Annotated in this window: 19 protein-coding genes; 9 read left to right on the forward strand and 10 right to left on the reverse strand. The window is 73.1% G+C overall.

From position 1 onward, the window contains the following. Positions 1-283 precede the first annotated feature (283 nt). Complete coding sequence (locus tag QC282_RS20465; RefSeq protein ID WP_279550964.1) at positions 284-745, forward strand: universal stress protein; 462 nt, start codon at positions 284-286, stop codon at positions 743-745. A gap of 192 nt (positions 746-937) precedes the next feature. Here QC282_RS20465 and QC282_RS20470 read toward each other — a convergent pair whose 3' ends face one another. Further along, entirely contained in the window at positions 938-2,089 is a 1,152-nt protein-coding gene (locus QC282_RS20470; protein ID WP_279550965.1) for a CapA family protein, read from the reverse strand. 210 nt (positions 2,090-2,299) lie between these two features. Here QC282_RS20470 and QC282_RS20475 point away from each other — a divergent pair, with 210 nt between their 5' ends. From QC282_RS20475 to QC282_RS20485, 3 genes are all read left to right on the forward strand, one after another. Then, positions 2,300-2,845, forward strand: coding sequence for a sigma-70 family RNA polymerase sigma factor (locus QC282_RS20475; protein WP_279550966.1), 546 nt, complete (start codon positions 2,300-2,302; stop codon positions 2,843-2,845). A gap of 135 nt (positions 2,846-2,980) precedes the next feature. Beyond that, on the forward strand, positions 2,981-3,484 hold the full coding sequence (locus QC282_RS20480) for a hypothetical protein (RefSeq protein WP_279550967.1): 504 nt from the start codon (positions 2,981-2,983) through the stop codon (positions 3,482-3,484). A gap of 158 nt (positions 3,485-3,642) precedes the next feature. Next, positions 3,643-4,302 (forward strand): zf-HC2 domain-containing protein, encoded by a 660-nt coding sequence (locus QC282_RS20485; protein ID WP_279550968.1) that lies wholly within the window; start codon positions 3,643-3,645, stop codon positions 4,300-4,302. 55 nt (positions 4,303-4,357) lie between these two features. Here QC282_RS20485 and QC282_RS20490 read toward each other — a convergent pair whose 3' ends face one another. Together QC282_RS20490 and QC282_RS20495 are read right to left on the reverse strand one after the other, a co-directional pair. After that, positions 4,358-5,221, reverse strand: coding sequence for an Fpg/Nei family DNA glycosylase (locus QC282_RS20490; RefSeq protein ID WP_279550969.1), 864 nt, complete (start codon positions 5,219-5,221; stop codon positions 4,358-4,360). Between the two features lie 88 nt (positions 5,222-5,309). Then, on the reverse strand, positions 5,310-7,397 hold the full coding sequence (locus QC282_RS20495; protein ID WP_279550970.1) for a SpoIIE family protein phosphatase: 2,088 nt from the start codon (positions 7,395-7,397) through the stop codon (positions 5,310-5,312). A gap of 194 nt (positions 7,398-7,591) precedes the next feature. Between QC282_RS20495 and QC282_RS20500 the strand changes: the two genes are divergently transcribed. Beyond that, complete coding sequence (locus QC282_RS20500; protein WP_279550971.1) at positions 7,592-9,016, forward strand: lipase maturation factor family protein; 1,425 nt, start codon at positions 7,592-7,594, stop codon at positions 9,014-9,016. A gap of 202 nt (positions 9,017-9,218) precedes the next feature. Here QC282_RS20500 and QC282_RS20505 read toward each other — a convergent pair whose 3' ends face one another. The 4 genes from QC282_RS20505 to QC282_RS20520 are packed head-to-tail and all read right to left on the reverse strand — an operon-like array spanning position 9,219 to position 13,169. Next, positions 9,219-10,058: an amidohydrolase gene (locus tag QC282_RS20505; protein ID WP_279550972.1), complete on the reverse strand. Its 840-nt coding sequence runs from the start codon at positions 10,056-10,058 to the stop codon at positions 9,219-9,221. Beyond that, entirely contained in the window at positions 10,055-11,080 is a 1,026-nt protein-coding gene (locus QC282_RS20510) for an aldo/keto reductase (RefSeq protein ID WP_279550973.1), read from the reverse strand. The genes QC282_RS20505 and QC282_RS20510 overlap by 4 nt, the downstream gene beginning before the upstream one ends. Beyond that, positions 11,077-11,832, reverse strand: coding sequence for an SDR family NAD(P)-dependent oxidoreductase (locus QC282_RS20515; RefSeq protein WP_279550974.1), 756 nt, complete (start codon positions 11,830-11,832; stop codon positions 11,077-11,079). The genes QC282_RS20510 and QC282_RS20515 overlap by 4 nt, the downstream gene beginning before the upstream one ends. Next, positions 11,811-13,169: an enolase C-terminal domain-like protein gene (locus tag QC282_RS20520; RefSeq protein ID WP_279550975.1), complete on the reverse strand. Its 1,359-nt coding sequence runs from the start codon at positions 13,167-13,169 to the stop codon at positions 11,811-11,813. Before QC282_RS20520 ends, QC282_RS20515 begins: the two co-directional genes overlap by 22 nt. A 233-nt stretch (positions 13,170-13,402) precedes the next feature. Between QC282_RS20520 and QC282_RS20525 the strand changes: the two genes are divergently transcribed. Both QC282_RS20525 and QC282_RS20530 read left to right on the forward strand, forming a co-directional pair. Beyond that, a complete protein-coding gene (locus QC282_RS20525) occupies positions 13,403-14,059 on the forward strand; it encodes a FadR/GntR family transcriptional regulator (protein WP_279551046.1) in 657 nt (218 codons plus the stop codon). A 661-nt stretch (positions 14,060-14,720) separates the two neighbouring features. Next, positions 14,721-15,920 carry a glycosyltransferase gene (locus tag QC282_RS20530; RefSeq protein WP_279550976.1) on the forward strand — a complete coding sequence of 400 codons (1,200 nt, stop codon included), beginning with the start codon at positions 14,721-14,723 and terminating at the stop codon, positions 15,918-15,920. Positions 15,921-15,957: 37 nt separating this feature from the next. Here QC282_RS20530 and QC282_RS20535 read toward each other — a convergent pair whose 3' ends face one another. Continuing rightward, on the reverse strand, positions 15,958-17,295 hold the full coding sequence (locus QC282_RS20535) for a UDP-glucose/GDP-mannose dehydrogenase family protein (RefSeq protein WP_279550977.1): 1,338 nt from the start codon (positions 17,293-17,295) through the stop codon (positions 15,958-15,960). A 570-nt stretch (positions 17,296-17,865) separates the two neighbouring features. Here QC282_RS20535 and QC282_RS20540 point away from each other — a divergent pair. Then, the gene (locus QC282_RS20540) at positions 17,866-19,563 is read left to right on the forward strand and encodes an alpha-amylase family glycosyl hydrolase (RefSeq protein ID WP_279551047.1); all 1,698 of its coding nucleotides are present in this window, start codon (positions 17,866-17,868) and stop codon (positions 19,561-19,563) included. A 4-nt stretch (positions 19,564-19,567) separates the two neighbouring features. Here the strand turns inward: QC282_RS20540 and QC282_RS20545 are convergent, their stop codons facing one another. Continuing rightward, positions 19,568-22,588 (reverse strand): glycoside hydrolase family 38 C-terminal domain-containing protein, encoded by a 3,021-nt coding sequence (locus tag QC282_RS20545; RefSeq protein WP_279550978.1) that lies wholly within the window; start codon positions 22,586-22,588, stop codon positions 19,568-19,570. Positions 22,589-22,833: 245 nt separating this feature from the next. Here QC282_RS20545 and QC282_RS20550 point away from each other — a divergent pair, with 245 nt between their 5' ends. After that, on the forward strand, positions 22,834-24,177 hold the full coding sequence (locus QC282_RS20550; RefSeq protein ID WP_279550979.1) for an amidase: 1,344 nt from the start codon (positions 22,834-22,836) through the stop codon (positions 24,175-24,177). 21 nt (positions 24,178-24,198) lie between these two features. Here QC282_RS20550 and QC282_RS20555 read toward each other — a convergent pair whose 3' ends face one another. Further along, the gene (locus tag QC282_RS20555; protein ID WP_279550980.1) at positions 24,199-24,681 is read right to left on the reverse strand and encodes an N-acetyltransferase; all 483 of its coding nucleotides are present in this window, start codon (positions 24,679-24,681) and stop codon (positions 24,199-24,201) included. Positions 24,682-24,704 lie beyond the last annotated feature (23 nt).

The following is a 24,704-nucleotide window of genomic DNA, read 5'->3' on the forward strand; positions in this document are numbered from 1 at the left end:
CACCGGCGGTGCCGGCCGCCCCCAGAGCGCCGGCGCCGGCGAGCAGCGCCCGGCGTCGCGTGAGCAACTGATCCTTCTTCTTGACTCATCAGTCGCCCGGTACGGCACCGGCGCTCGCCGACGACACCGGTGCGGCGGCACGATTCCACCCGCACGGCCGAGCCCTCGCGGCGCGGGAGCGGGACGCGGCGTGGGGCCCACCGGGGTGGCGCCCGCCGGGTGGCGCCCGCCGGGGTGGCGCCCGCCGGGGTGGCGGGCGGGGCCGGGCGGTAGCCTCGGCCGCGTGACGGAACAGCACCCCCACCGGTTCGAACGGGGCACGGACGGGCCCAAGGTCATCGTGGTCGGCATGGACGGCTCCGAGTCGTCCCTGCGGGCCGCGGCGTACGCCGGTGGTCTGGCCCGGCGGCAGCGGGCGCTGCTCGCCGTGGTGTACGTGCAGCCGGTCATGGCGGCGGGCGCGGCGCTCGGCGCGCCGGTCGCCGGCACGACGGACGAGATCGCCGAGGACCTGGTGGCGCAGATCCGGGAGGCCGCCGAGCGGGTCAGGGGGATATTCGACGTGCGCTGGGAGTTCCACACGTTCCGCGGCGATCCCTACAACGGCCTGGTGAAGGCGGCCGACGAACTGAAGGCGGACGCCGTCGTGGTGGGCGCGTCCGAGCAGGCGGGCCACCGGTTCGTCGGCTCGGTCGCGGTGCGGCTGGTGAAGGCGGGGCGCTGGCCGGTGACCGTGGTCCCGTAGCCCGTCGCGGAACCTCGTGCGTGGCGCTTCCCCCGGGCCGGGCCCTGACCCGTCATGACCGCCTCAGGGCGACTGCCGATCGCGAAGAGGTGGCGAAAGCGAAATACCGCGGTTCACCCGACGTCGATGTCGATGTCGAATTCGACGTCGGGTGAACCGCCCGGGACACCCGCTCGACAGGGACGTCCGCCGTTACCGCCCCATCACCAGCCCGTCGGCCGCCGCGCCGCGGCTGAGGGTCGTTTCGCGGATGCGGTCCCGCACGGCGCGGACGTCGGCGCCCCGGGCGAGGGCCTCGTTGAGGTTCACCACCCGGCCGGCGTCCACGTCGAACCACTGCGGCACGAACTCGGCGCGGGTCACCTTCCAGCGCCCGCCGGGCTTGGCGGGCGGGGCGAAGGTGAAGCGGGCGACGGTGGACTGGTTGCCGCGCGGGTCCCGGGCGCCCGAGTGGTTCACCATCGAGCCGGCGATCTGGTCGCCCATGCCGTAGACCACCCAGGTGCCGTTGACCTTCTCGTACGCCTGCGGCACGTGCGCGTGGGTGCCGAGGATCAGGTCGATGTCGGGGCGGCCCCCGGTGCGGGACGCGGTCAGGGTCCGGGCCAGGGTGAGCTGCTGCCGGTCGGGCGCGTCCTGCCACTCGGTGCCCCAGTGCAGGGACACCACGACCACGTCGGCGCCCGCCTGCCGGGCGGCTCGCGCGTCCGCCAGGATGCGGTCCTCGTCGATCAGGTTGACCGCCCAGGGCCGGTCCTCGGGCACCGGGATGCCGTTGGTGCCGTAGGTGTAGGCGAGGTGGGCGACCGACGCCCCGCCCGCGCGCAGGACGGTGGGGGTGCGGGCCTCGGCCTCGGTGCGCGCCGAACCGGCGTGCCGGAGCCCGGCGCGGTCGAAGGCGTCGAGGGTGCGGCCGATGCCGGCGGCGCCGTCGTCGAGGGTGTGGTTGGAGGCGGTGGAGCAGCCGTCGTAGCCGGTGTCGACGAGGCCGCGCGCCACCTCGGGCGGGGACTTGAACAGCGGGTAGCCGGTGTAGTCGCCGTCCGCGCCGTACACGGTCTCCATGTGGCACAGGGCGAGATCGGCGCCGGACACGACGGGCCGGATGCCGGCGAGCATCGGGGCGAAGTCGTAGCCGCTGCCGCCCGCGTCGAAGCGTGCCCGCTCGATGATGTTGCTGTGCGGGAGCACGTCACCGGAGGCGACCAGGGTGAAGCCGCGGGAGGAGCCGGACTCGCTGGGGGCCGGGCCGCCGGCCTGTTCCTGCCGGTCGGCCTGACAGGCCGCTCCCGCGACCAGGAGCGCCGTCAGCGCCAGGGCCACCTGCCGTCTGCGTGCGATCATCACTCACCCCGCCGTAGTCGTATTTACGGATAAACAGGTAAGAATCCGCTTGGGGTGATGGGTGGCTCCGACACGCGTTTTAGGCCGTCCGGCGTGCGCGAACGGGTTCGCCGACCGTTCGTCGTACCGTTCATCGACGCGATCGACCGTCCGTCGCACACTCGTGTGCGTGGCCTGTCCCCCGGCAGCGCCCTGCGATGCCATACGGCCATGAACGCCGGAACCACCATCACGAGCGGGACGACCGCCGAGCACGAGCTCGCCGCGCTGCAGCGCGAGCACGGCCGGCCCCTCTTCGCGCTGCTGCTCCGGCTCTGCGACGGCGACCGGCAGCGCGCCGAGGACCTGGTGCAGGAGACCCTGGTGCGTGCCTGGCAGCACCCGGAGGCCCTGCGCGCCGACGACTTCGACTCCGTACGGCCGTGGCTGCTGACCGTGGGACGACGGCTCGCGATAGACGCGCGCCGCGCCCGGCAGGCCCGGCCGCCCGAGGTCGGCGACGCCGTCCTGGAGAACGCCCGGGTCTGCGCCGACCACGCCGAGCGGGCTGCGGCGACACTCGACGTTCGCAAGGCTGTGAAGACACTCACGCCGGAGCACCGTGAAGTACTGGTGCTCGTGTACTTCCAGGGGGCGAGTGTGGCGGAAGCTGCGAAAACCCTTGGTATCCCGCCCGGTACGGTGAAGTCCCGCGCGTACTACGCGCTGCGCGCCCTGCGCCGGGTGCTTCCGGGCTACGCCACCGACCTGCGGTGAAACAGACCGTTGAGTCAAACCTCCGTAAAGCGCCTTGCTGAGGACCCCGGTTGAGTAATCGGCTGTTCCCATCCGTGTTCCGGACCGGGGACCGGCTCGGGCGACGCGCACGTATCCGGAGGAAGGCAGGAAGGGATGCAGCACAGAGGTCGAGAGAGCACGGACGGTGAACTGACCGTCCCCATGGCCTGGTTGTACGCCGAGTACATCGCCGACGAACTGCTGCGCAGTGGCGACCTGATGCCGCCGACGTCCTTCGAGTTCCGCGCGGGGCGGGACGCGCTGGCGCTGACCGTCTTCCTGTCCGACACGGACGGCGAACTGTCCGGCATCCGCGTCGTCACCCAGCTGGAGACCTGGCTGTCGCTCACGGCGTACGACCAGCCGTGGCAGGAGTGGGTGCGCGAGCGGCTGGCCGAGCTCGCCGCCGACGCCGCCGCCTCGGGGCGTCCCGCACCGGATCTCGCGCTGGCCGAGGCGGCCTGGCGCTGGCTGCAGGAGACCGAGCTGCTCGCGCCCGACCTGAACGCGGTGCCGGGCGGCGCGCCCGTGGTCGGCGAGGACGAGGGACCGAAGGTGTGGACGCCCGCGTGGCAGCTGGGACTCCCGCTGGGCCACCTGGCGATCCACCTCTTCTAGCCCGCTCGGGTTTCCCCGGAACGGGACCGGTCCAGGGGCCGGACCGCTCCGGATGCCTTGGCCGCGTTTTCCGTCCGGACCTTGAATGATTCGGACGCCGGGTGCGTACCGGTGGGAGCACCACGTCCCACCCGCTCCCCACCGCACGAGGATTCGGCATGAGGTCCCTGGAAAGGCATCGCGACGTCGGCGCGTACGCGCTCGGCGTGCTGGACGAGGCGGAGGCCTTCCGTTTCGAGGACCACCTCCTCCAGTGCCCCGGCTGCACCGCCCGGGTGACCGAACTCGCGCCGACCGCCCGGCAGTTGCTGCTCTACCGGCGGGCCACGCCCCGCTTCGTGACCCCGGTCGCCCGCCCCGGCGGCCGGCTGCTGGACCTCCTGCTGTCCGTGGTCGCCGCCCGGCGCCGGACGGGACGCCGGCGGATGCTGTGCGCGGCGGCCGCCTCCGTGGTGGTCGCCCTGGCCGGTCCCGCCGTCGCGCTGCACGCGCGGGGCGGGCCCACCCCGGTGCGGGTCACGGCGACCGACGAGCGGTCCGGGGTGTGGGCGCGGCTGACGACCGAGGACAGGACCTGGGGCAGCGGGGTCGAACTGACCGTCAAGGACGGCGCGGGACCGCGTACCTGCCGGTTGATCGCCGTGGGCCGGGACGGCTCGGAGGAGACGGTGACCAGCTGGCGCGTCCCCCGGCACGACGCCCGCCCGAACACCGTGCGGGGCGGGGCGGCCCTGCACCCCGAGGAGATCGAACGGTACGAGGTGCGCACGTCGGGCGGGGAGCATCTGGTGACGCTGCACTCACCGCCCGGCGGGTGAGCCGGACGGCGAACGCGGCGGCCGGCACGGGCCGCACCGTACAGGGGCCCGCGCGTCACTTGAGCAGCCGGGACAGCCTGCGGTCCGCCAGGGGTTTGCCGCCCGTCTGGCAGGTCGGGCAGTACTGCAGGGAGGAGTCGCTGAAGGACACCTCGCGGATCGTGTCGCCGCACACCGGGCAGGGCTCGCCGGTGCGGCCGTGGACGCGCAGGCCGCTCTTCTTCTCCGCCTTCAGCCGCCCGGCCGCCACCCCCCGGGAGCGTTCGACCGCGTCGGTGAGGGTGGCGCGCAGCGCCTCGTACAGCCGGGTGGTCTCCTCGGGGGTGAGGGACGCGGCCAGCTTGAACGGCGACATCTTCGCGGCGTGCAGGATCTCGTCGCTGTAGGCGTTGCCGACGCCCGCGATCAGGCTCTGGTCGCGCAGGGCGCCCTTGAGCTGCCGGCGCTCGTCCTTCAGCAGCCCGGCGAACCGCGCCTCGTCGAAGTCGTCGGCGAGCGGGTCGGGGCCGAGGCGGGCGATGCCGGCGACCTCCTGCGGGTCGGCCACGACGTAGACGGCGAGGCGCTTCTGGGTGCCCGCCTCGGTGAGGTCGAAGCCCGCGCCGTTGTCCAGGGCGACGCGCAGGGCGAGGGGGCCCTTGCCGGGGCGGGGCGGGCCGTCGGGGAGGCGGTCCTTCCAGTGCAGCCAGCCCGCGCGGGCCAGATGGGTGATCAGGTGCGGGCCGCCGTCCGTGGCGAGGTCCAGGAACTTGCCGTACCGGCGCACGGCGGTGACCGCGCGGCCCTCCACCGCGTTCGGCGGCGGGTCGTACGTCTTCAGGACGCTGATCGCCACGGGCAGCACCCGGACGATCTCGTGGCCGACGAGGTGCTCGGTGAGGAAGTCCTTGAGCGCCTCGACCTCGGGGAGTTCCGGCATACGTCCAGAGTGCCACCCGGGGCGTGTGCGGTCAGGTCCGCGCGGGCGATCGGAGGCCGGCCGGGCGGGCCCATCGCGGGTCCGGCGGTCAGGTTCGTGTGGGCGTGAGGAACTCGCTCCACACGCACTTGCCGCCGCCGCGCGCCTCCACGCCCCAGCTGTCGGACAGCAGCTCCACCAGCAGCAGGCCCCGCCCGGACACGGCGCCCTCCCCCGCGTCACGGCGGCGCGGCAGGGCGCTGGAGGAGTCCTCGACCTCGACGCGCAGCCGCCGGTCGGGGCCCGTCAGCAGGCGCAGGGTGACGACCGCCGCGCCCTCGGTGTGCATCAGGGCGTTGGTGATCAGTTCGTCGGCGGCCAGCTCGATCTCGTCGCTCAGGTCGGCGGCGCCCCAGGCGCGGACGGCGGCGCGGACCAGGTGCCGGGCCTCGGCGAGCGCCTCGGCGTCGCCCGGTGCCACGTGCTGCTGGACCCGGCCGCCGGACTGCGGTGTGTCCGGGACGCGGCGGCGCAGCAGGAGCAGGGCCACGTCGTCGTCCCCGCCGCGTTCCTCGGCCACGTCGATGAGCCGGTCGGCGAGGGCGCGGACGTCGACGGGGCCGGTGCGGACGAGCGTGGTGAGGTCGCTCATGCCCTCGTCGAGGTCGGTGCCGGGCTGCTCCACGAGCCCGTCGGTGCACAGCACGAGCGTGCTGCCGGGGTCGAGCTCCACGGTGCCGACGGGGTAGTCGAGGCTCTCGAACTCGGCGGACAGCCCGAGCGGCAGGCCGCCCTCGACGTGGACGCCCCGGCACTCGCCGTCGGCCTGCCGCACCAGGGCGTCGATGTGACCGGCCCGGACCACCTGGACGACGCCGGTGGCGAGGTCCGCCTCGGCGTACAGGCAGGTCGCGAAGCGGTCGGTGTCGAGTTCGTGGAGGAAGACGGAGGCCCGCGCCATCACGGTGGCCGGCGGGTGCCCCTCGGCGGCGTAGGCCCGCAGCACGATGCGCAGCTGGCCCATGACGGCGGCGGCGTGCGTGTCGTGGCCCTGGACGTCGCCGATGACTGCGCCGACACGGCCGCCGGGCAGCGGGATCAGGTCGTACCAGTCGCCGCCGATGTCGCGGCCGAGGGCGCCGCCGATGCTGGCGGCGCGGTAGCGCACGGCGACGTCGGCGCCGGGCACGCTGGGGATGGTGCGGGGCAGCATCGCCTGCTGGAGGCCCTGCGCGAGGTCCATCTCCTGCTCGTAGAGCATGGCCCGCTGGAGGCTCTGGGCGATGCTGCTGCCGAGGGCGATCAGGACGTCGCGGTCCTCCGGGGAGAAGCCGTGCCGGTCGCTGTAGAGCAGGCCCATCGCGCCGATCGGGCGGGCCTGCGCGATCAGCGGCAGGTAGGCGGCCGAGGTCACCTCGAGGTGGGTGATGCGCGGCCACAGCAGCGGATAGCGCTCGGCGAACTCCTCCGGGGACTCGATGAAGCGGGGACTGAGGTCCCGTACGACCTCGCTCATGGGGTAGGGCTCGTCGACGCGGGTGATCCGGGTGCCGGGGACGAAGCTGTTGTCGGGTCCGTCGGCGACGAGCCGGATGCGGCCGGCCTCCACCAGGCCCATCACGAGGCTGGTGGCGCCCAGTCGGGTGATGCCGTGGGTGTCCCGCAGGACGTCGATGACGTCGTCCACGGTGCGGGCGTGGGCGAGCGCGGCGGTGGCGACCTGGACGGTGGTGGTCTGCTGCCGGTGCGCCTCGTCGGGTACGGCCTGGTCGCGGCGGGTGGCGAGCTCGGCCAGTTCCCGGGTGGCGTCCCGGACGATGCCGACGATCCGGCGGGGGCGGCCGGTCTCGTCGCGCCGGATGTAGCCCTGGGTGTGGGTCCAGCGCAGCGTGCCGTCGCGGCAGCGGATGCGGAAGTAGGTGCCGTAGTTCTCGCTGCCGTCCTTCAGGGCGCTGGAGACCAGGCCGTCGAGCCGGTATCCCTCGGTGCGCGGGACGCGCACGGCGAGGCTCTCGGGGTGCCCGTCGTACTCGTCGGGGCGCAGGTCGAACACCTCGAAGGCCTGGGCGTCCATGTGGAACAGGCCCGCGTCCAGGTCCCAGTCGAAGCTGCCCATGCGGTTGAGCGCCAGGATCGGCTCCGAGTGGGCGGGCCAGCCGTCCGACGGTGACAGGGCGCTCGCTCCCCGGTCAGCCATGGGCCCACCTTGCCAGCATTTGTCCGACCCCTTCGCCTGGGAAGTCGCTGGAGCGCGACCACACCGACCACTGTTCGCCCCCTATTGTCCGCTTTGCTCGCCCTGGTTGCGCAAGCACCGCGGTGGTACACGGAGAGTGACCCCGTCCCGCGGCGCACGCGCCCGCGTGGCACCGGAGGGAGGAGCCCACGGCCGTGGAGTGGTTCACCGCATCCGACTACTGGCTGAGCCGACTGGTCTTCCAGCGCGCGCTGGCCGCCGTCTATCTGGTCGCGTTCCTGACGGCGGCCCTGCAGTTCCGGGCCCTGCTCGGGGAGCGCGGGATGCTGCCGGTGCCCCGGTTCGTCGCCCGGGTTCCTTTTCGGCAGGCGCCGAGCCTGTTCCACTGGCGCTACTCCGACCGGCTGTTCGCCGCGTGCGCCTGGACGGGCTGCGCGGTGTCGGCGGCGCTGCTCGCCGGGCTCGACGGGTTCCTGCCGCTGTGGGGCGCGATGCTGCTGTGGCTGGTGCCGTGGGCGCTGTACCTGTCGATCGTGAACGTCGGCCAGACCTGGTACGGCTTCGGCTGGGAGTCGCTGCTGCTGGAGGTGGGGTTCGTCGCCGTCCTGCTCGGCAACGACGAGGTGGCGCCGCCGGTCGTGGTGCTGTTCCTGCTGCGCTGGATCCTGTTCCGCGTGGAGTTCGGCGCGGGGCTGATCAAGATGCGCGGCGACGAGTGCTGGCGAAAGCTGACATGCCTGGACCACCACCACGAGACGCAGCCGATGCCGGGCCCGCTGAGCTGGTTCTTCCACCGCCTGCCGAAGCCGCTGCACCGGGTGGAGGTGGCCGCGAACCACGTGACGCAGCTCGTGGTGCCGTTCCTGCTGTTCACGCCGCAGCCGGTCGCCTCGGCCGCCGCCGCGCTGATGATCGTCACCCAGCTGTGGCTGGTACTGTCCGGCAACTTCTCCTGGCTGAACTGGATCACCATCGTGCTCGCGCTGTCGGCGGTGCGCTTCCCGGGCGACGCGCCGGCCGGGGTGCCCGGCGCCCCCCTGTGGTACGAGGTCATCGTCCTGGCGGTCGCCGCCGGGCTGGTCGCGCTCAGCCACCGCCCGGTCCGCAACATGATCTCCCGCCGCCAGGTGATGAACCGGTCCTTCGACCCGCTGCACCTCGTCAACACCTACGGGGCGTTCGGCAGCGTCAGCCGCGTCCGTCACGAGGTGGTCGTCGAGGGCACCTGGGACGACGTGCCGCGCGAGGACTCGGACTGGCGGGAGTACGAGTTCAGGGGCAAGCCCGGCGATCCGCGGCGCTGGCCGCGCCAGTTCGCGCCCTACCACCTGCGGCTGGACTGGATGATGTGGTTCGCCGCCCTCTCCCCCGCGTACGCCGGGTCGTGGTTCGGGACCTTCGTGGAACGCCTGCTGGAGGGCGACCGGGCCACCCTGCGGCTACTGCGCGCGTCCCCGTTCCCGCCGGACCGGCCACCGCGCTTCGTGCGGGCCCGGCTGTTCCGCTACCGGTTCACGACCTGGCGGGAACTGCGTGAGACGGGGGCGTGCTGGCAGCGGACGTATGTGCGGGAGTACCTGCCGCCCACGCGGTTGGCGGGGCCGCGGCGCGGGGCGTAAAGGCAGGGGACGCGAGGGCGTGGCCGGGTCGGCGGTCGGCGGTCGGCGGTCGGCGGTCGGCGGTCGGCGGTCGGCGGTCGGCGGTCGGCGGTCGGCGGTCGGCGGTCGGCGGTCGGCGGTCGGCGGTCGGCGGTCGGCGGTCGGCGGTCGGCGGGGCAACGCGGGGCGGGCGCGCCGGTGACGGTGCGGCGCCCTGGGCTGTTCAGAGGGTGTAGGTCCTGGTCGCGGTTTCCTCGAAGAGGGCCGTGCGTTCCGGGCCGCTCAGGTCGGTGGTCAGCTCGCGGGCGGCGGTGAGCACCGTGGCGTAGGGCGCGGCGAGGGTGCACACGGGCCAGTCGGAGCCGAACATCAGGCGCCGGGGGCCGAACGCCTCCAGGACCACCTCCGTGCACGGCCGCAGGCCGGCCACCGTCCAGGAGGCCGGGTCCGCCTCGGTGACCAGGCCGGACAGTTTGCAGACGGTGTTCGGCAGCCGGGCCAGGCGCCGCACGGCCCCTGCCCAGGGTTCGGGGGCGCCGTCGGCGACGGGCGGTTTGCCGAGGTGGTCGAGGACGAAGGTGAGGCCGGGGTGCGCGGCGGCGGCCTCGGCGCAGGCGGGCAGCTGGTGCGGGCGGACGACGAGGTCGTACACCAGGCCCGCGTCGGCCACGGCGGCGAGCCCCCGGCGGACGTCCGGCCGTAGCAGCCAGCGGGGGTCGGCCTCGCCCTGGACCTGGTGGCGGACGCCCTTGAGGTGGTGCCCGCCCGGCAGTTCACGCAGCCGGGCGAGTTCGTCGGCGACGCCGGGGCTCGTCAGGTCGGTCCAGCCGACGACGCCCGCGATCAGCTCGTGCCGGGCCGCGAGGGCGAGGAGTTCCGGTGTCTCCTCGGGCACGGTGACCGTCTGCACCAGCACACTGCGGACGACTCCGGCGGCCCGGGCCTCGACCTCGAACTCCTCCGCCGTGAAGTCGCGCCGCAGCGGCGCCAGTCGAGGGCCGGTGAGCCAGTCCTGGTCCCGTACGGACAGGTCCCAGACGTGGTGGTGGGCGTCGACGGTCACCCCGGCTCCCCGGCCGGTACGGGCGCCTCGGGCGGGAGCAGGCCCGTCGCGCGCAGTTCCGCCCACAGGGCCGCGGGCACGGGTGCCGCGAACTGCTCGGCGCAGTCGTCGACCTCGGCCGCCGAGCGGGCGCCCACGAGGACGCCGGCGACGGCCGGGTGCGCGGCGCAGAAGGCGAGGGCGCAGGCGCGCAGGGTGGTGCCGTGGCGCTCGGCGATCTCCTTCAGGCGCAGGGCGCGTTCCAGGAGGGCGGGGGGTGCGGCGGCGTAGTCGTAAGTGGCGCCGGGTCTCGGGTCGGCCAGCAGGCCGGAGTTGAAGGCGCCGCCGACGAGCACCGAGACGCCGCGGCGCCGCGCGGCGGGCAGCAGGTCGGTGAGGGCGCTCTGGTCGAGCAGGGTGTAGCGGTTGGCGCACAGCACCACGTCGACGTCCGTGTCGCGGACGAAGCGGGTGAGCATCTCCGTCTGGTTCATGCCGACGCCGATGGCGCCGACGACGCCCTCGGAGCGCAGCCGTTCCAGCGCCGGGTAGCCGTCGCGGAAGGCCGTTTCGGCGTGGTCGTCGGGGTCGTGGAGGTGGACGACGTCGACGCGGTCCAGGCCGAGCCGCTCCAGGCTCGCCTCCAGGGTGCGGCGGATGCCGTCGGCGGTGAAGTCCCACACGCGGCGGTGGGTGGCGGGGACGGCGAAGCCGTTGGCCAGGTCGTCGCCGGTGCCGTCGGCGGGTTCCAGGCGGCGGCCCACCTTGGTGCCGACGGTGTACTCGGCGCGGGGGCGGGCCGCGAGGGCGGCGCCGATGCGGCGTTCGGACAGGCCGAGTCCGTAGTGCGGCGCGGTGTCGAAGTAGCGGATGCCCTGGCGCCAGGCGGCGTCCAGCGCGGCGTGCGCCTGCTCGTCGGTGAGCGGTGCGTACAGGTTCCCGATGGCGCCCCCGCCGAAGCCGAGTCGGCTGACGCGCACGGCGCTGCGGCCGAGGCGGCCGGTCGCCGCGCCGCCGCCGCTGCTCGCGCCGGCCCCGGTCACCGTGGCTCCGGGCGGAGCCTGAGGCCCTGCATGCCGCCGTCCACGGCGAGGGCCGTGCCGGTGGTGGCGCCGGACAGCGGGCTCGCCAAGTAGGCGACGGCGCCCGCGACTTCGGCGGCGTCGACCAGGCGGCCGGTGGGCTGGCGGGCCTCCAGGGCGGCGCGTTCGGCGGCGGGGTCGTCGGCCGCGTCCAGCAGGCGGCCGACCCACGGGGTGTCCGCCGTACCGGGGTTGACGCAGTTGACGCGGATGCCCTCGCGGACGTGGTCGGCGGCCATGGCGAGGGTGAGGGCGAGCACGGCGCCCTTGCTCGCGCTGTACAGGGCGCGCCCGGGCAGGCCCGCGGTCGCCGCGATGGAGCAGGTGTTGACGATCGCGGCGTGCGCGGAGCGACGCAGGTGCGGCAGGCAGGCGCGGGCCGTGCGGACCATGCCGAGGACGTTGACGTCGAGGACGCGGTGCCATTCCGCGTCGGGGTTGTCCTCGACGGTGCCCTGCGCGCCGATGCCGGCGTTGTTGACCAGGACGTCGAGGCCGCCGAGGGCGGTCACGGCGGACGCGACCGCCTCGCGCACCGACGTGTCGTCGGCGACGTCGGCGCGGTACGGCAGCAGGGGCGGCCCGACCGGCGACGGGTCCAGGTCGAGGACGGCGACCCGGGCGCCGCGTTCGGCGAGGAGTTCGGCGGTGGCCCGTCCGATGCCGGAGGCGCCGCCGGTCACCAGGGCCGTCAGGCCCGTGAAGTCGCCCATGCCGCCTCCTTGCGCGTGCGGTCGGCGTCCGCGGCCCAGTAGGTGCCGCCGGGGTAGGTGTGACGGGCGATCGACTCGGGCCGCATCGCCGCCGAGAAGCCCGGCGCGGTGGGTGCCGTGTAGTGGCCCGCGCGGATCACCACCGGGTCGAGGAAGTGGTCGTGGAGATGGTCGACGTACTCGATGACGCGGTCCTCGGTGGTGCCGGACAGTGCGACGTAGTCGAACATCGACAGGTGCTGGACGAGTTCGCACAGCCCGACGCCGCCCGCGTGCGGGCACACGGGCACTCCGGCCTTCGCCGCCAGCAGCAGGATCGCGAGGTTCTCGTTGACCCCGGCGACGCGGGCCGCGTCGATCTGCACGATGTCGACGGCGCCCGCCAGGAGGAGCTGCTTGAAGACGATCCGGTTGTGGACGTGCTCGCCGGTGGCGACCTTCACCGGGGCGACGGCCCGGCGGATCGCCGCGTGCCCGAGGGTGTCGTCGGGGCTGGTGGGCTCCTCGATCCAGTACGGGTCGCACTCGGCCAGCGCCCGCGTCCGGTCGATCGCCTCGCCGACGTCCCAGCGCTGGTTGGCGTCGAGGGCGATGCGCACACCGGGGCCGACGACGGAGCGGGCGACGCGGCAGCGCCGCAGGTCGTCCTCGGGGTCCGCGCCGACCTTCAGCTTGATCTGGGTGAAGCCGTCGGCGACCGCCCGCGCCGCCAGCCGGCTCAGCTTCTCGTCGTCGTAGCCGAGCCAGCCGGGCGAGGTGGTGTACGCCGGGTAGCCGCGCTCCAGCAGCCGCGCGGTGCGCTCCGCGGCGCCCTCCTTGCCGCGGCGCAGCAGGTCCAGTGCCTCGTCGGGGGTGAGGGCGTCGGTGAGGTACCGGAAGTCGACCTGGCCGACGAGCCATTCGGGTTCGGCGTCGGCGAGCAGCCGCCACAGCGGCCGGCCGGCGCGCTTGGCGGCGAGGTCCCAGGCCGCGTTGACGACGGCGCCGATCGCCATGTGCATCACGCCCTTCTCGGGCCCGAGCCAGCGCAGTTGACTGTCGCCCGTCAGATCGCGGTACAGCGTGCCCGGGTCGGCGCACAGCTCGTCGACGGACCGGCCGACGACGTGGCCGCGCAGCGCGTCGATCGCGGCGACCTGCACGTCGTTGCCGCGCCCGATGGTGAACGTGAAGCCGTGGCCCTCGTGCCCGTCGGCGGCGTCGGTGCGCAGGACGGCGTCCGCGGCCGAGTAGTCGGGGTCCGGGTTCATGGCGTCGGAGCCGTCGAGCTCGCGCGAGGTCGGGAAGCGGACGTCGTGGGTGTCGAGGGCGGTGATGCGGGCGCGGATCGCGGACACTGCGGTGCCTCCCCGGGAAAGCGGTTACCGCATACCTATCAGACCACTTCGCGCGCACAACACCCTCAGGGCGCCGTTTTCCCCGGAGGAGAGGACGGGGAAGCCGTATTGGTCGGACCACTTCGATGGTTAGACTGCGGCGCCGACGGCAGGAGGAGTGCGTGGACGAGGACGGTCGCGCAAGCGCGCGGCGGACGGACACGGCACCGGGGGACACGGCGCCGCAGCGCGCCATCGAGCGGGTCAAGGCGATGATCGCCGACGGCACGCTCCAGCCGGGGCAGCGCCTGCCGGCCGAGCGCGACCTCGCGGCGCAGCTCGGCATCTCCCGCGGCTCGGTGCGCGAGGCCGTCCGCGCGCTCACGGTGCTGGGCGTCCTGGAGGCGCGGCACGGCTCGGGCATCTACGTCACCCGGCTCGGCGCCGTCGACCTGCTGGCGACCTTCGGGGTGATGGCCGGTCTGTCGCGCGGACCGCGGCTGCTGGAGATGCTCCAGGTGCGGCGCGTCCTGGAGTCGGCGGCGGCGGCGCTGGCCGCGGCCCGCATCACGCCGGACGAACTCGCCGAGCTGGAAGGGCACTTGGCGGCGATGTGCGCCACCGACGACCCGGACGAGGTGCTCGCCCACGACCTCGCCTTCCACCGCACGATCACCGCGGCCGCCGGCAACGAGACCCTCGCGGCCCTGCTGGAGGGGCTGTCGTCGCGTACGGTGCGGGCCCGGGTGCGCCGCGGCCGTCAGGAGGAGGGTGCGATCGGGCGGACGCGCCGCGAACACGCCGCCGTGTTGCGGGCGTTGGCCGCCCGTGACCCGGAGGCCGCGCGGGCGGCCGCCGCGGCGCACGTGGGTGCGGTGGAGGAGTGGCTGCGGGGGCGGCTCGACGGCTGAGCGCCCCCGTGGCGCCCGCCGACGCGGGTCCTGTGACCGGCGACGCGGTCGAGCAGGTCGGCGGGCCGGCCTGCTCCGGTCTGCGCCGACTGCAGGCCGGCGCTGGGTGACAGGCCGCGGACCTGCCCGTGGGCGCCGGCCGGGGCGACCCGTCGCGGCAGAGCGTCCAGCAGGCCACCGCCCGGCCAGCGATTCAGGGCATACCGGCGTAGGCTGGTGCACAGAGACTGAGTTGCTCGGCCCAAGCCGGTCACTCTGACAGGCCGTCCGCTCCAAGATCAACCCTGGGGATTCTCCGCCGCGCGGCGGCGGCCGGGCCGGTTCGGGCGCATGAGGAGCCGCGCGAAGGCGAATGGCTCGAACGCACCGGGCCGCCCGCTCCGTCCAAGGAATCCGGTGCACGCAATGTCCATTGCCGAATCACTCGTCGCCGCCGGGGCGCGTCATGCCCTGGCGGGCGGCGCACTCCTCCCCCTGTGGATCGTCCTGGGTTGCTTCACTCTGGTCGCCCTCGGATTGTTGCTGACCCGCGCGCATTCCCGGCGTGGTCACCGATGACGCGCCTCACCTCGGCCGCCGCGATGCTGGTGGTCCTGGCCATCATCCTGGTCACGCGGGGCGGCACCATGGCGTCCGTCTACGGACCGCCGTCTTCGCCCTGATGTTCGCGAAACTGGGCGCCTCCCTGGTCCGCCGCCCGCGGACGACCGTAGCCCCCCAGGACCTGGCGAAGGTGAACAAACTGACGGTCGGCGCGATCATCACCGTCTACAACGAGGACCCGGAAGCATTCGCCAGGTGCCTCAACAGCATTTTGGCCCAGACCCGCCATCCGACCACGCTGGTGGTTGTCGACGACGCCTCGACGGACACCCGCGCGTTGGCCTACGCGCGCTCGCCCGGAGTCGGCCGACGGTACCGTGACGCGGGCATCGACTACCAAGTGGTGGAATTCACGGAGAACAAGGGAAAACGCCAGGGACTGGCGGCCGGTTTCCGGCTTCATGCGGACACGGACATATATCTGGGCATCGACTCGGACACCGTGCTGGACAAGTACGCCATCGAACGGGGAATGATTCCGTTCGCCTCGGACAAGGTGAACGCCGTCACCGGACTGGTACTGGCCCTCAACGCCCGCAAGAACGTTCTCACCCGGTTGATCGATCTCCGCTACGCCAATGCGTTTCTGTACGAGCGCGCCGCGTACAGCCTGCTGGGGGCGGTCCTGTGCTGCTGCGGATCGCTGGCCTTCTACCGCGGCACCGTGGTGCGCGAACACCTGCACGGCTTCCTCAACCAGCGGTTCCTGGGCCGGCTCTCCACCTTCGGCGACGACCGCCACATGACGAACTACTGCCTGCTGACCGGCAAGGCGGTCCTGCAGGCCAACGCGGTGGCCTGGACGCTGGTTCCCGAGAACGTCAGGCACTACCTGCGGCAGCAGGTGCGGTGGAACAAGTCGTTCTTCCGTGAATCGCTGTGGATCATCCGGGTCGGGAAAGTGACCAGGCCGGGATTCTGGCTGGCGGCGCTGCTCGAATTGATTTCCTGGACCTGTTTCACCGGGGTGCTGATCTTCGCCATGGTCATGATGCTGGTCAGCGCTCAGGGCGCCCTGCTGCTGGTGTACCTCATGCACGCGATGCTTCTCAGCTACGCCTGGTCGGCAAGGTATCTGGAGGCCGGCGACCGCACCCGGATCCCTTGGACGGAGCGGCTGGGCACGTTTCTGCTGGCTCCGCTGTACGGCCTGCTGCACATGGGGGTCCTGCTCTGGGTGCGGGTCTACTCCCTGTGCACGCTGCGGGACACCGCCTGGGGCACTCGCGAAGAGGTGGAAGTCTCCCTGCGGCCATGACCGGTCGCACGCAGGGAACGCCCGGGCGCCCGGCGTCTCAGACCGATGGCCGCCCGAGCGCCCGGTAGGTCCAGCCGGCTTCCCGCCAGCGCCCGGCGTCCAGGCAGTTGCGCCCGTCGAGGATCCGTTTGTGGCACACCCGATCGAGGGCTGCGGGGTCCATGTCCCGGAACTCCTGCCATTCGGTCAGATGAAGCACGATGTCCGCTTCAATGGCCGCGTCCCGGGCCGAGTCCGCGTAGTCGAGTGTCGGAAAGGTTCTCCGCGCGTTGCCGTTGGCTTTGGGGTCGTACACGGTGACCTGTCCGCCGTGCAGCTGGATCTGGGCGGCGACGTTCAGCGCCGGCGAATCCCTGACGTCGTCGGAGTCCGGCTTGAAGGCAGCCCCGAGCACCGCCACTCGCTTACCGAGGAACTCACCGCCGCAGTATTCGCGGGCCATGTCGACCATACGTGTCCGCCGACGCATGTTGATCAAGTCGACTTCCCGCAGGAACGTGAGAGCCTGATCGGCGCCCAGTTCGCCCGCACGGGCCATGAAGGCGCGGATGTCCTTGGGGAGACAACCGCCTCCGAATCCCAGTCCGGCGTTGAGGAACTTGCTGCCGATCCGCGCGTCGTGCCCCAGCGCCTCACTCAGCTGCACGACATCGGCGCCCGCGGCCTCGCACACCTCGGCCATGGCGTTGATGAACGAGATCTTCGTGGCGAGGAATGAGTTCGCCGCGGCTTTCACCAGTTCGGCCGTGGCGAAATCCGTCACCAGGAAAGGCGCGCCCTGGGAAATGGGCTTGGCGTAGACCGCCCGCAGAAGGGATTCGGCGCGTCGGCTGCGCACACCCACGACCAGGCGGTCCGGTCGCAGCGTGTCACCCACGGCGTGGCCCTCTCGCAGGAATTCCGGGTTCCACGCAAGTTCCGCCTCCTCCCCCACGGGCGCCAGAGCCGCCAGCCGCTCGGCCAGCCGGGCGGCACTCCCCACCGGGACGGTCGACTTGCCCACCACCAGCGCCGGACGGCTCAGGTGCGGAGCAAGCGCGTCGACGGCCGCTTCCACGTGACGCATGTCCGCCGCGAGCCCACCGTGGCGCTGCGGCGTGCTGACACACACGAAATGCACATCCGCATGTGCGGCCGCCGTCTCCCACGACGTCGTGAAGCGCAGCAAGCCGGTCGAGCCGGGTTGGCCCACCACGTGCCTGCGAAGCAGCTCCTGCAGTTCCGGCTCGTACACCGGCGCCCTTCCGGCGGCCAGCGTAGCGACCTTCTCCTGGTCGATGTCGACCCCGACCACCTCGAAGCCCATCTCCGCCATGCACACGGCATGAGTCGCCCCCAGATAGCCCGTCCCGATCACCGAGATACCGATGGCCATGCCCCGCCACCTTCCCGTCTCGCCGGACCCGACAGAAAAACCCTTGCACATGAGCGGCGGCCCGTCTCGGCAGCGGAAAGCTCCGGTGCGCGCAGGCGGCCGTCCGCCAGGAGCACAGCGACCCGGGGAGCGGTTCACCGCGCGTACCATGTCCCCCTCGGCGTGACCCTTAGTAGCCATACGGTGCAAACTGGGACATCATGCCTTGATGTCCTGGCAGTGCGGCTCCTCGCACTGACGACATCACCAGCTGCGGTTCAGGGAGGTCGCAGTCACGATGCATGGGCCTCGGTCAGGAGCGACGGCCAGTCCGCGGCCGTCGCCCGCGCTCCCGCCGACGGTCCGCCCGACCACGCCCTCGCGTCCGCCGGTCGTCCCCGGGCGGGAGCCGACGGCCGTGGCCGGGCAACCCGCCCGCCCGCGTGCAGGCGCTTCGCAGGTGGCCCGGCCCGCTCCCAGCCGGCGGCGTCGCACCGCCGCCACGGCGCTCCTCCTGGTCACGTGGGACGCGGGCGCCTTCGCCGAGTCGACCCCCGGAGCCGCCCCGTGACGCCGTCGTGCCACCCCGCTTTGCCGCCCGGGACTCCGGAGCAGCAGCACACCCGGACCCCTGCCGCCGCCCATGACTGGTGGCGCAGCGCGGTCGTCTACCAGGTGTACATCCGCAGCTTCGCCGATGGAAACGGTGACGGCATCGGTGACATCGCCGGGCTGCGGGACAGGCTCCCCCACCTCGTGGATCTCGGGGTCGACGCGCTGTGGCTCAACCCCTGGTATCCCTCACCCATGACCGACGGGGGGTACGACGTCTCGGACTACCGCGCCATCGATCCGCTGTTCGGCACCCTCCAGGAGGCCGAGAGCATGATGCAGGAGGCTCACGACCTCGGGCTCAAGGTCTTCCTCGACATCGTTCCCAACCACACGTCCGACCACCATCACTGGTTCCGCGAGGCACTGGCCGCCGGACCGGATTCCGCCGCACGCGACCGGTACATCTTCCGGACCGGGCGCGGCCCGGGAGGCTCCTTGCCGCCCAACAACTGGCGCAGTGGCTTCGGCGGCCCCGCCTGGGAGCGGGTGACCGAGCCCGACGGAACACCCGGACAGTGGTACCTCCATCTGTTCGCGCCGGAACAACCGGATCTCAACTGGGACAACGCCGAGGTGCGCAGCGAGTTCGAGGACGTCCTGCGGTTCTGGTTCGACCTCGGCGTGGACGGCATCCGCATCGACGTGGCCCACGGACTGGTCAAGGAAGTGGGCCTGCCCGACCTGGGCCACTCGGACATCGAACGTATCGGGATGGCGGCCGAGGGCGGGCATCCGCACTGGGACCGGGACGGCGTGCACGAGATCTTCCGCGGTTGGCGCGCGGTCGCCGACTCCTACGAGGAACCACGCGTATTCGTCGCCGAGGCGTGGATGGGTGCCCCCGACCGGCTGGCCCGCTACGTACGCCACGACGAACTGCACATGGCCTTCAACTTCGACTACCTCACCGCGCCGTGGCGCGCGGACCGCCTGCGTGCGGCGATCGACACGAACCTCGTGGCTTTCGGCGCCGTCGGCGCGCCGGGGACGTGGGTGCTGTCCAACCACGACATGGCACGGCACGTCTCCCGCTACGGCAGGCCCCAGCCCGACGAGCCCGTACGGGCTCTGTCCGACTTCCTTGCGGACAAATCCTTCGACCTGGGGCTCGGCACGAGACGGGCGCGAGCAGCCGCGCTGCTGACCCTTGCCCTTCCCGGAGGGGCCTACATCTACCAGGGTGAGGAACTGGGGCTGTGGGAGATCGAGGATCTTCCCGAGGAGCTTTTACAGGACCCCACCTGGATGCGCTCGGGCGGCACGGACCGCGGCCGTGACGGATGCCGGGTCCCCATCCCGTGGTCGGGCGACCGCCCACCGTTCGGGTACAGCCCACCGGGGGCCGGGGCGGAGCCGTGGCTGCCGCAGCCGACAGCGTGGCGGAGCCTGACCGTGGAGGCCCAGCGCGGTGACGAGACGTCCATGCTGGAGCTCTACCGCAAGGCCCTTCAGCAGCGCCGCGCTCATCCCGCCCTGGGCGACGGAACCATGACCTGGGACTCCCCGGCCCGTGAGGGGGTTCTTTCCTTCACCCGCGAGCCGGGGTTCCGATGTGTGGTCAATCTGTCCGAGCGACCGATCGCCCTACCTGCTCACACCGAGGTGCTCCTCTCCAGCGCACCGGTCCGCGACGGCTGCCTGGGGACTGACACAGCCGTATGGCTGCGCCCATGACCGCCTAGGCGTGTCGCCCGAAACGCAGCGTCACCAGTTCGAACGGTCGCAGCCGCAGAGCCACCCGGTTGCCGTCCAGGCTCGGGGAATCGGGCAGCGGACGCTCCAGCAGGTCGGTCGCCGTGACGCCCGTGGTCTCGAAGTCCGCCGTCAGGGTGGCCCGGACGCGTCCGCCGTGCGCCTCGTGCAGCCGGACCACCACGTCGCCGCTGCCGTCGTCCGCGAGCTTGACGGCCGTGACCACGACCGCGTCCCGGTCGACCGTCACCAGCGGTGCGGTCCCGGCCGCGCCGGTGAGCCGCCGCTCGGGCAGGTTGACGCGCCAGCCCTCGCGGACCGCGTCGCCGATCGAGGCGCCGGGCACGAGCGCGTGCCGGAAGCGGTGCACGCCCTGGTCGGTCTCCGGGTCCGGGAAGCGCGGCGCGCGCAGCAGGGACACCCGGACGGTGGTGGTCGTGCCCCGGTCGCCGTCGGTGCGCACGGTACGGGTCACGTCGTGGCCGTACGTCGAGTCGTTGACGACGGCGACGCCCCAGCCCGGTTCCGCCAGGTGCACGAAGCGGTGGTTGCACGCCTCGAACTTGGCCGCCTCCCAGCTGGTGTTGGTGTGCGTGGGCCGGAAGACGTGGCCGAACTGCGTCTCGGACGCGTAGCGTTCGGCGTGCAGGTCGAGCGGGAAGGCGAGCTTGAGGAACTTCTCCGTCTCGTGCCAGTCGACCTCCGTGTCCACCAGCAGCCGCCGCTCCCCCGCCGCCAGCGACAGCACCTGGGTGACGCGGGACGCGCCGAAGGACCGGACGATCCGCACGGACGCGCCGTCCTCGCCGGCCGTGACCTCGTCGGCGTCGGTGAGGTCGGTGACGGTGTTGCGGTAGAACTTGTCGACGTCCCAGGCGTCCCACTTGTTCGGCAGGTCGGTGTGCAGCTGGAGCAGGTTGGCGGCCTCGCCGGGGGCGATCGTCTCGCGGTCGGCGTCGATGTCGTACGCCGAAACGACCAGGCCCCGCGCGTCGATCTCCACCCGCAGCAGGCCGTTGTCCAGGACGTGTCCGCCGCCGTCGCGCGCGGTGAGGCCGGTCGGCGTCCCGGCGTCGGCCGTCTCGCCCGCGCCGCCCGCGGGGACGCCGGCGAGGGCGTGCGGGGCGGCGTTGAACAGCAGGGGCGTGCCGCCGTCGCCGGCCAGGGCGCGCTGGGCCGCGTCGACGATGCCGTCCAGTTCGGCGGTGATCCGCTCGTAGGTGGCGCGGGCCTCCCGGTGCACCCAGGCGATGGACGAGCCGGGCAGGATGTCGTGGAACTGGTGCAGGAGGACCGTCTTCCAGATGCGGTCCAGGTCCTCGTACGGGTAGCGGAATCCGGTGCGTACGGCCGCTGTCGCCGCCCACAGTTCGGCCTCGCGCAGCAGGTGTTCGCTGCGGCGGTTGCCCTGCTTGGTCTTCGCCTGGCTGGTGAGGGTGGCGCGGTGGAGTTCGAGGTAGAGCTCGCCGACCCAGACGGGTGCGTCGGGGTACTCGGCGGCGGCCTTGTCGAAGAACGCCTTCGGGGTCTCCCACGTGACGGTCGCCGAGCCTTCGAGGTCGCGCAGCCGGGCGGCCCTGGCGATCATCTCGCGGCTGGTGCCGCCGCCTCCGTCGCCGAAGCCGGTCGGGGCGAGGGAGTGCCGGGCGGCGCCCTTGTCCTTGAAGTTGCGGGCGGCGTGGGCGATCTCGGCGCCGGTCATGGCGCAGTTGTAGGTGTCGACGGGCGGGAAGTGCGTGAAGATCCGGGTGCCGTCGATGCCTTCCCACTGGAAGGTGTGGTGCGGGAACCGGTTGGTCTGCGACCAGGAGATCTTCTGCGTCAGCAGGTACTTGGAGCCCGCCGCCCGGATGATCTGCGGCAGTCCGGCCGCGAAGCCGAAGGTGTCGGGCAGCCAGGCCTCGTCGTTCTCGATGCCGAACTCGTCGAGGAAGAACCGCTTGCCGTGCACGAACTGCCGGGCCATCGCCTCCGAGCCGGGCATATTGGTGTCGGACTCCACCCACATGCCGCCGGCCGGCACGAACCGCCCGTCGGCGACCGCCTTCTTCACCCGCGCCCACACCTCGGGCCGGTGGTCGCGCACCCACGCCCACTGCTGGGCCTGCGACATGGCGAAGACGAACTCCGGCTCGTCCTCCAGCAGCGCGGTCATGTTGGCGGCGGTGCGGGCGACCTTGCGGACGGTCTCGCGCAGCGGCCACAGCCACGCCGAGTCGATGTGGGCGTGGCCGACGGCGCTGATGCGGTGCGCGGACGGCGCGGCGGGTGAGGAGAGCACGCCGGTCAGACGGGACCGTGCCTCGGCGGCCGTGCCGCCCACGTCCTGCAGGTCGAGGGCGTCCAGGGCGCGTTCCACCGCGCGCAGGATGTCCCAGCGGCGCGCGGAGTCCACGGGCAGCTCGGCCATCAGCTCGCCGAGCACCTCCAGGTCCGTCACCAGGTTCCACACCGTCTCGTCGAAGACGGCGAGGTCCATCCGGTTGAGGGTGTACTGCGGTTCGGCGCCCGCGGTCTCCTTGTCGCCGAGCGGGGTCGGCTGGAAGGGGCGCGGGCCGAAGACGACGGGGTTGGAGGCGGCCTCGATGTGCAGCCGCACCTGCTCGCCGCCCGCGGCGGGCGCGCCGATCCGCACCCACTGGTTGAGCGGGTTGACGCCCTTCACCGGGGTGCCGTCCGGGCGGTAGACCAGGCCCTCGCACTGGAAGCCGGGCATGTTGCCGTCGAAGCCCAGGTCGAACAGCGCCTCGACGGTCCTGCCCGCCCACTGTTCGGGGACGGTCCCGGTGACGGTGAACCAGCTGGTGCCCCAGGGGGCGCCCCAGCGGGTGCCGACCGTGATCGGCTCGGGTTCGGCGGCCAGTCCCTCGGCGACCGGCACGGGTTCGCCGGGGGCGTGCCAGACCGCCACGTCCAGCGGCACGGACTCGGGATACACGGCGGGGCGGACACGGTCGTCGAGGACCCGCCTGAGGCGGTCCTCGACCAGGCTGCGGTCGTCATGCATGCGGGCTGCTCCGTAGGGTCGTCCGTCGCGGGTGGGACGGAGGGGTGCCGGTGGCGCGTGACGGTCAAAGGGCCGACGAGGGGAAGTGCTTTCCAGCGGCACGGGGTTCGAACCGTGCCGGCGCCGTCCGGAAACCGGCACGGCACGGCCTCTCGACGCGGCGGCCCGGCGCGGGCACAGTTCTCCCTGTCGTACTCGCCAGTAATGCCGTGGAGTCCTGCCGTACCGCACCCCGAGGAGCCCGCGTGACCGCCTGGGCCGGCCGTACCGCCGTCGAGATCGCCGCCGCCGTCCGTGCGAAGCGGGCCACACCCCGCGAGGTGGTGGCCGAGCACCTGGCCCGCATCGAGCGGCTCGACGGCCGCGTCGGCGCCTTCCGCGTGGTGCGCGCGGAGGCGGCGCTCGCGGAGGCGGAGGAGGTGGCCGCCCGCGGCGACCTGGACCGGCTGCCGCTGGCCGGGGTGCCGGTGGCCGTGAAGGACAACCTGGCGGTGCGCGGCGAGTCCCTGCGCGTCGGCTCGGCCGCGACGGCGGACACGCCCGCCGGGGAGGACCACGTCACCGTGGCCCGGCTGCGCGCGGCGGGCGCCGTGGTCGTGGGCCTGACGAACGTGCCCGAACTGTGCGTCTTCGGCACCACGGAGGGCGTGCACGGCACCGCGCGCAACCCGTGGGACCCGAGCCGTACGGCGGGCGGCTCCTCGGGCGGCAGCGCCGCGGCGGTCGCCGCCGGGATGGTGCCGATCGCCCTCGGCAACGACGGCATGGGCTCGCTGCGCATACCGGCGGCCAACTGCGGACTCGTCACGATCAAGCCCGGCCACGGAGTCGTCCCGGCGGGCATCGGCGAGGGCGACTGGTTCGGCATGTCGGAGAACGGCCCGCTCGCGACGACCGTGGCCGACGCGCGTGTGATGCTGGCGGTCCTAGCGGACACCGGGCCCGCGCGGCGGGAGGCGCCCGGGTCGCTGCGGGTGGCGCTCTCGCTGCGCAGCCCGATCGCGGGCGTGCCCCTGAGCGGGCCGTACACGACCGCGGCGCGCGACGCCGCCGACGTGCTGATGCGGGCGGGGCACCAGGTGCGGCGCGCCGACCCGCCCTCCCCGGCGTCGCTCGGGGTCACCTCGCTGATGCACTGGACGGCGGGCACGGCCGTGGACGCCGCCGGTCTTGACCCGCGTCTGCTGACGCGCCGCACGCGCGTGCACGCGCGGATCGGCCGGCGCTTCCTCGGCAGGGTGCGCACCGGCCGGGCCCGCGAGAAGCTGCGCGGTCGTCTGGAGCCGTTCCTCACCGAGTACGACGTCCTGCTCACCCCGGCGCTGGCCCGCCGCGCCCCCGAGGCCGCGCCCTGGCACGAGCGGGGCTGGCTGCGCAACATCGCGGCGAACACCGCGTACTCGCCGCTGACGCCGCCGTGGAACCTGACGGGCTGGCCCGCGATGTCCGTCCCGTTCGGCGCTCTGCCCTCGGGCGCCCCCTGCGCCGTGCAGCTGGTGGCGCTGCCCGGCCGCGAGGCGGACCTGCTGGACCTGGCCGCCCGCCTGGAGGAGCTGCGCCCCTGGCGGCGGACGGCACCGCTCGACTAGCCGGACACGGACCGGGCCCGTCTAGAGCGCGCGGTGCATGACGTGCAGGGCGACCCGGCCGTGCCGGGGGTGGTCGTAGGCGTCCGGGACGGTGCCGACGATCGTGAAGCCGAGGGACGTCCACAGGCGTACCGCCGGGTTGGTCTCGACGACGGCGTTGAAGACCATCGCGCGGTAGCCGGCGGCCTTGGCGGCGGCGAGGACGTGCTCGGCGAGGGCGCGGCCGATGCCTCGGCCGGCGTGGTCGGGGTCGACCATGAATCCGGCGTTGGCGATGCCGGCGGCGGGACCGCCGTAGTTGGGGGTGATGTAGGCGGAGCCGACGACGGCGCCGGTGGCGTCCTCGGCGACGTAGACCTGTTTCGCCGGGTTCATCCACAGGGCGCGGGCGTCGGCCTCGGAGGTGTCCGGGTCCCAGGTGTACGTCTCGCCCGCGGCGACGATGCGGTGCCAGAACGGCCAGATCCGCGGCCAGTCGTCGGCGGTTGCTTCCCTGATCGGCATGGGTGTGAGTCTCGCACGCCCCT

Source organism: Streptomyces sp. DH24 (assembly GCF_029813775.1).
In the GTDB taxonomy this organism is placed as follows: Bacteria; Actinomycetota; Actinomycetes; order Streptomycetales; family Streptomycetaceae; genus Streptomyces.

Coding starts and splice junctions, on each gene's coding strand:
- QC282_RS20555 (WP_279550980.1), bottom strand. CDS start 24,681: ATGCCGATCAGGGAAGCAACCGCCGACGACTGGCCGCGGATCTGGCCG.
- QC282_RS20480 (WP_279550967.1), top strand. CDS start 2,981: ATGCAGCACAGAGGTCGAGAGAGCACGGACGGTGAACTGACCGTCCCC.
- QC282_RS20495 (WP_279550970.1), bottom strand. CDS start 7,397: ATGGCTGACCGGGGAGCGAGCGCCCTGTCACCGTCGGACGGCTGGCCC.
- QC282_RS20545 (WP_279550978.1), bottom strand. CDS start 22,588: ATGCATGACGACCGCAGCCTGGTCGAGGACCGCCTCAGGCGGGTCCTC.
- QC282_RS20470 (WP_279550965.1), bottom strand. CDS start 2,089: ATGATCGCACGCAGACGGCAGGTGGCCCTGGCGCTGACGGCGCTCCTG.
- QC282_RS20515 (WP_279550974.1), bottom strand. CDS start 11,832: ATGGGCGACTTCACGGGCCTGACGGCCCTGGTGACCGGCGGCGCCTCC.
- QC282_RS20490 (WP_279550969.1), bottom strand. CDS start 5,221: ATGCCGGAACTCCCCGAGGTCGAGGCGCTCAAGGACTTCCTCACCGAG.
- QC282_RS20485 (WP_279550968.1), top strand. CDS start 3,643: ATGAGGTCCCTGGAAAGGCATCGCGACGTCGGCGCGTACGCGCTCGGC.
- QC282_RS20475 (WP_279550966.1), top strand. CDS start 2,300: ATGAACGCCGGAACCACCATCACGAGCGGGACGACCGCCGAGCACGAG.
- QC282_RS20530 (WP_279550976.1), top strand. CDS start 14,721: ATGTTCGCGAAACTGGGCGCCTCCCTGGTCCGCCGCCCGCGGACGACC.
- QC282_RS20535 (WP_279550977.1), bottom strand. CDS start 17,295: ATGGCCATCGGTATCTCGGTGATCGGGACGGGCTATCTGGGGGCGACT.